This window comes from Corynebacterium sp., from assembly GCF_043426755.1.
In the GTDB taxonomy this organism is placed as follows: domain Bacteria; phylum Actinomycetota; class Actinomycetes; order Mycobacteriales; family Mycobacteriaceae; genus Corynebacterium.
On record NZ_JBHWRP010000079.1, the window covers coordinates 1 to 6,623 of the forward strand.

The 6,623-nt window shown below is 60.5% G+C and carries 5 protein-coding genes; all 5 read left to right on the plus strand.

The window, feature by feature from the left end; genetic code table 11:
• The coding region (locus ACHFGA_RS08015) for a cation diffusion facilitator family transporter (RefSeq protein WP_394281875.1) at nucleotides 1–916 on the plus strand (916 nt) is incomplete at its 5' end.
• Between the two features lie 61 nt (nucleotides 917–977).
• Nucleotides 978–2,801, plus strand: coding sequence for a DUF262 domain-containing protein (locus ACHFGA_RS08020; protein ID WP_394281876.1), 1,824 nt, complete (start codon nucleotides 978–980; stop codon nucleotides 2,799–2,801).
• Nucleotides 2,755–3,636 (plus strand): hypothetical protein, encoded by an 882-nt coding sequence (locus ACHFGA_RS08025; RefSeq protein WP_394281877.1) that lies wholly within the window; start codon nucleotides 2,755–2,757, stop codon nucleotides 3,634–3,636. The genes ACHFGA_RS08020 and ACHFGA_RS08025 overlap by 47 nt, the downstream gene beginning before the upstream one ends.
• Nucleotides 3,637–3,717: 81 nt before the next feature.
• On the plus strand, nucleotides 3,718–5,301 hold the full coding sequence (serA, locus tag ACHFGA_RS08030) for a phosphoglycerate dehydrogenase (protein ID WP_394281878.1): 1,584 nt from the start codon (nucleotides 3,718–3,720) through the stop codon (nucleotides 5,299–5,301).
• 210 nt (nucleotides 5,302–5,511) lie between these two features.
• Nucleotides 5,512–6,623: carbon starvation CstA family protein (locus tag ACHFGA_RS08035; RefSeq protein WP_394281879.1), on the plus strand; the 1,112-nt coding region annotated here is incomplete at its 3' end.

Genomic DNA, 6,623 nt, shown 5'->3' on the forward strand with positions numbered 1-6,623 from the left:
GGCCACTGGAAAGAAACTCCACCACGATCACGACCACGATCATGCGGTTGATCCGCAGTCGGCATCCTTGCGTGCGCTGATCACGGCGCTGACGCTGACCTCGGTAGTGTTTTTCGCCGAGGTGATCGGTGGTCTCGTCTCCGGCTCCATGGCCTTGCTCGCCGATGCAATGCACATGCTCTCTGATGCCACGGGGCTGATCATCGCGGTGATCGCCGTGCTGGTGGGGCGCAAGGCGGCGTCGGCACGTGCAACCTACGGCTACCGCGGTGTCGAGGTGCTCGCCGCGGCCATTAACGCCGTGACGGTCATCGCGATTTCGGTGGTGATTGTCCTACAAGCCATACTGCGCACCCAGTCAGAGGCAGACATCCACGTGGGGCTCATGTCTACCGTGGCCGTGATTGGCCTGCTGGCGAATGCGGCCTCGGCGTGGATTCTGTCGCGGCAGCGCGAGAACTCCCTCAACGTTGAAGGGGCTTTCCTTCATGTGATCGTCGATATGCTCGGCTCTGTTGCAGTGATTGTTGCCGCCATAGTCATCCACTTCACTGGCTGGACATGGGCTGACGCGGTGGCATCCCTAATCATCGCCGCGATGGTTCTGCCACGTGCGGTGAAGCTGCTGCGGTCGTCGTTACGCGTCTTGCTCGACCAGGTTCCGGACGGGGTGGACATGGACGCGATCCAGGCGGATCTGGAGCAGATCCCGGGGGTTCAGGCGGTGCATGACCTGCACGTCTGGTCGACCAATGGGGTAGAGGTGCTAGCCACATGCCACTTGGTGGTGGCCGACGAGGGGTGCACGGGGCCGCTTCTCGACGAGGCGCAGGCGCGGCTGCGGGTACACGATATTGAGCACTCGACTATTCAGATTGAGCATCCGGAACACATCGATCACGAGCACGTGTGTTAAAGATGTGACTTAGCGCGGGTTTGCTGCGCATAACACAGCCGTCGGCGCTAGGGTGGGGTATATGGGTTTTACCTCTCCAAGTTATTCACTGACAGACCTTTTCGAACGTATCGACCGTAACGAGCTGCAACTGCCCGATTTCCAACATGATTTGGTATGGACGCTTGACAGCATCCGTTCCGTCATTGGTTCCGTGCTGCGCGGTTACCCCATCGGGTCACTGCTGGCCTTGGATACTCGCAACACCCCGACGCGTTTCAAACCACGCCCGGTCAAACGCGCGCCTGATCTCAACGTGGACCCAGGCCTTCTGCTGCTCGACGGCCACCAGCGCATCACCGTGCTTTATCACGCGCTGCATGGCGATGGGTTCGTCGACACCGTGGATTACCGCAACCAGCCCATCCGCCGGCGCTTCTACGTCGATGTGCGCCTAGCCGTCTCCTCGGAGGCGCTTCCCGACGAGGCCGTTTTTGCTGTTGACGAAGAAGGCCGCGTGAAATCCCACTTCGGGCCCAGTATTACGGGAGGGCTGCTCACCCGCGAGGATCTGCTGAACAACTACGTGGTTCCGGTGTCCTACCTGCTGCACGAGGAAGGCAATGACCTCCTGTTCGATATGGCGGCGCATTCGGAAGATCCGCAAATTCGCGAAGACGTGAAGAAGTTTTATAGCCGAGTGCTGCGGGCCGTGTCGGCCTATTACATTCCAATGATCCGGTTGGATCGCGACACGCCGCAATCGGGCGTCGGGCAGATCTTCGCCCACGCTAATACTGCCGGCCACCGCATGGATGTTTTCGAGCTGCTCACCGCCGTGTTCGCTGCAGAGGATGAGTCCTTCCGCTTGGCGGACCACTGGGCAGAGGTGCAGAAGCACCTGCGCAAGCACCCCGCGCTTGATGGCATCGACCGAATTCACTTCTTGCGCGCTGTCTCCCTTCTAGTGACTGGTCGGCGGGGGCAGGCAACGGGCCACCGCGGCGATATCTTGAACCTCACTCTGAACGATTATCTCAATGCATCCGAGGAACTGATCAGCGCTTTTGATCAAGCATCCGTATTCCTTGCGCGGCGTTGCATCCTCACCACTGATCAGGTGCCATATACCAACCAGTTGGTGCCATTAGCGGTGCTTCTGGCCCGCCTGGCAGAAACCCCTGGGGTGTTGGAAGACGTGCAGGCCCGTGATCGCCTGAACCAGTGGTTCTGGTCGGGCGTGTTCGGAGAGCTCTATGGCAGCTCTGCGCCGACGACGCGTGCCGGCCGCGACACCGATCAAGTCACCGCGTGGATGAGGGGGGAGACCGAAGAGGTACCGAAGACGGTGCGTGACGCCGAGTTCCACGAGTCCCGCCTGGTCTCTGCGAGGGAGGATTCGGGTGTCTACCGTGGTATCTATGCCCTGTTAATGGCACGCGGCGCGCGCGATTGGCGGACCGGCCAGGAGTTCACTCAGGAGACTTTGCCGGAGCTGCAGCCCGGCTTCTACATGATTTTCCCACCGGACTTTTGTATCCAGCAGGGCATTGATCCTGAGGTCGCCTACTCGATGCTCAACCGCACCCCCATGGGCAAGCGCACCGAAGTCGTGCTGGACGGGGGAGAGCCGAAGCGCTATCTGCGCCGCATCCAGTCGAAGTCCATCATGGAAGACGACGAGTTCGATGCGGTTCTGGAAACGCATGAGCTGCAGCCGGAGCACCTGTTCTCAACGAAGTGTCACGAGTTCTTCGACGATCGTCGCGAACGTTTCGTCGGCATCGTGGAGTACGCGATGAACAAGGCTGTAATCCGCGACGGTGAGTTCGAATCCACAGACCAGGGTGAGCAGGCGCGTGACGACGACGCACTCGATGACACGCTCGACGACACAGAGGATTAGCGCCCTCGTCGTCTGCGCAGGTCTCCTAGCTGGGTGTGCACCGGAAGCTGCCGTGGACCCCATCGAGCAGGCCCGCGCGGTGAACCAGAACCGCTCGGTCAGCAGTAATTTCCCTGATCATCCCGTGGTGGTGGAGGACCCCCACGGTTTTGAGACGTCGCGCGCGCTGTTCGAGTCTTCAGAGACGGTGATCGTCGTCGACGACACGGTAAGTGCTGCGCTGCGCGGCGCTTCTGTGGCGATCATGACGCACGCGCCCATGTTGGTATACACGCCCGATAACCATCGCCAGGTGGTGGAGGAGATCCAGCGGCTTCGTGGACACACCATTCTGACGGTCGGGGAGGTGTTGTTGGCTCCGGCGCGTGGCACGGTGCAGGTAATCCGTGACCCAGGCGGCATGGAGGCGCTTGAGACGATGACGGCGTTGGCTTATGACGTCGTCGAAGTGCACCGGCCTGAGGATGCCGTTGCCGCCGTCGTCGGCGTGGATGAGGAGGAACCTGTCTGGTTGCAGGCGACATGGGAGGAACCTTTCGTCGCTACGCGTGCCGATGCGCGACCGTTTCCGGCGCAAGGTCCACGCGATGCCGACATGGCCCCGAAAGTGGTAGCCACGCAGCGCTCGGATCTTGTGGCTGTGATCAACGCGCGCAGCTTTGGTGCTGAAGTCAGCCTTGTGGATAACCCCGATCCGGTGATCAGCGACGAAACTTTACGTGAGATGATCGGTTTGGCGGATCGTCCATTGCTTGCCTTGGGGCAGGAGTTTGGCACCGAGGAACAGTTGGCTGAGCGAATCCGGGCGGCGGAAGCAAGAATTAAGGCCGAATGATACCCCGGGGTTGCTTGCCAGCGATAGGATAGCTTCGGCAGCCGCCATTGATTATTTGTACTGATCGCAGGAGAAAATTTCGTGACTAAACCAGTCGTGCTTATCGCTGACAAGCTTGCACAATCCACCGTCGACGCGCTGGGTGACGCAGTCGAGGTCCGTTGGGTCGATGGGCCTAACCGCCCGGAGCTGCTCGCCGCTGTTCCTGAGGCAGATGCGCTGCTGGTGCGTTCCGCCACCACTGTGGACCGTGAAGTGCTCGAAGCTGCGTCTAACCTCAAGATTGTTGGTCGCGCTGGTGTGGGCTTGGACAACGTGGATATTGAGGCAGCAACCGAGCGTGGTGTGATGGTGGCGAATGCCCCCACCTCGAATATTCACTCTGCGTGCGAGCACGCGATCGCTCTGCTGCTGTCGACCGCGCGTCAGATCCCTGCTGCTGACAAGACCCTGCGCGACGCGGAGTGGAAGCGTTCCTCCTTCAAGGGCGTGGAGATCTTCGGCAAGACCGTTGGCATCGTCGGTTTTGGCCACATCGGCCAGCTCTTTGCCCAGCGTCTGCAGGCTTTTGAGACCACCATCATCGCCTATGATCCGTACGCGAACCCGTCTCGCGCAGCACAGATGGGCGTGGAACTCGTTGAGCTTGAGGATCTGATGGCGCGAGCTGATTTCGTCACCATCCACCTTCCAAAGACGAAGGAAACCGCCGGCATGTTCGACAAGGACCTGTTGGCGAAGGCGAAGAAGGGTCAGATCATTATCAACGCGGCCCGCGGCGGGCTTGTCGACGAGCAGGCCTTGGCCGATGCGATCACGTCTGGCCACATCCGCGGCGCTGGCTTTGACGTGTACGCCACCGAGCCATGCACTGACAGTCCACTGTTTGCGCTCGACGAGGTTGTTGTGACCCCGCACCTGGGCGCGTCCACCGTTGAAGCGCAGGACCGCGCAGGTACTGACGTGGCGGATTCCGTCCTCAAGGCACTGGCCGGCGAGTTCGTCCCTGACGCGGTCAATGTCTCCGGCGGCTCCGTCGGCGAAGAGGTCTCCGCGTGGCTGGACCTGGCCCGTAAGCTGGGCCTGGTTGCAGGGAAGCTGTTGGGAGACGCTGCTGTGTCGCTCAAGGTGACCGTGCGCGGCGAACTGTCCACCGAGGAGGTCAATGTCCTGGGCTTGTCCGCGGTCCGTGGCCTGTTCTCCGGTGTGACCAATGAGCCGGTGACCTTCGTCAACGCGCCACAGATCGCTGAAGCTCGTGGTCTGGAATACTCCGTTGATACGGAGACTGAGTCCGAGACGCACCGTTCCGTCGTCGAAGTCCAAGCTGTGTCAGCGGCGGGCGAAACCGCTACGGTGCGCGGCGCCCTGACCGGCCTGGAGCGCATTGAGAAGATCGTGCGCATTAACGGGCGTGGCGTCGATATGCGCGCTGAGGGCCAAAACCTCTTCCTGCGCTACACCGACCAGCCGGGTGCGCTGGGCAAGGTTGGCTCCAAGCTGGGCGACTCTGGCATCAACATCGAGGCCGCGGCGCTGACCCAGGCGACCAAGGGCGACGGTGCCATCCTGATCCTGCGCGTCGAGCGCGAGGTTCCGGAAGAACTTGAGGCAGAGGTCGCCGCTACCGTCGACGCGAATTCCCTGCAGCTCAACCTGGACTAGAGCTACGTAGCTTACCGACGAACAACCGGCCCCGCACTTTCCACCTGGACAGTGTGGGGCCGGTTTCTCACTATTTTCGCGATTCCTATCCGGTGCGAAACATAAGTGTGTCATGCTTTGTTGGTCTGAATCACAGACGCTTCTTCTTGGCGTACCCATCACATTGTGTGGCCTGTGGTGGGGACGTGTGGACTAGAAAGGCAAAATTTCGTGAGCACCATCACTGAAGGACCCGGCGCCGACCGGGTCGAGACGACCGTCACCGATGACGGTCAAGAACATATCGTCGGTATTCGCCCAGAAAAGATGATTGGGCCAGTCGAACGCTTGATCATCGCCGTATGCGCCATTATCGCTGCGTTCGGATGGGGCGCGATTGCGCTCAACCGTGACGAAACAATTAACTCAGTGTGGTTGGTGGCGGCTGCCATCGGCACCTACATCATCGGATTTACCCTCTATGCGCGCTTGATTGAATACAAGGTGGTCAAGCCACGCAATACCCGTGCAACACCTGCCGAATACGTCAATGACGGATCGGACTTCGTACCTACGGACCGGCGCGTGCTGTTCGGCCATCATTTTGCAGCCATCGCGGGCGCTGGTCCGCTGGTCGGCCCCGTCATGGCAGCCCAGATGGGCTACCTGCCCGGCACTCTGTGGATCGTGTTCGGTGTGGTCTTTGCTGGTGCCGTGCAGGACTACCTTGTCTTGTGGGTATCCACTCGTCGCCGCGGCCGTTCCCTTGGCCAGATGATTCGTGACGAAGTGGGCAAGGTCGGCGGTGCCGCGGGTATTGCGGCGACGATCATCATCATGGTCATCATTATCGCGGTTTTGTCGTTGATCGTCGTCAATGCACTTGCAGATTCGCCATGGGGCGTGTTCTCCATTGCGATGACGATTCCGATCGCCATGTTCATGGGGCTGTACCAGCGCTTCCTGCGCCCAGGGCGGGTGACCGAAGTGTCCATCATCGGCGTGGTCTTACTGATGGCCGCGATTATCGGCGGCGGCTGGGTCGCTGAAACCCCGTGGGGCGCAGAAATCTTCACCTTGTCCAAGACCTCGCTGTCCATCGCCATCATCATCTACGGCATCGTTGCAGCCATCCTGCCAGTGTGGCTTCTGCTCGCACCGCGCGATTACCTGTCCACCTTCATGAAGATCGGCGTCATCGTCCTCCTGGCGGTCGCCATCGTCATTGAGCGGCCCGAGGTACAGATGCCGGCGATTACCTCCTTCGCCATCAACGGTGACGGCCCCGTATTCGCCGGAAGCCTGTTCCCATTCCTGTTCATCACGATCGCCTGTGGTGCGCT

What these genes read in the sequence shown, in the direction of transcription:
- ACHFGA_RS08020 (WP_394281876.1), top strand. Translation starts at nt 978, where the DNA reads ATGGGTTTTACCTCTCCAAGTTATTCACTGACAGACCTTTTCGAACGT.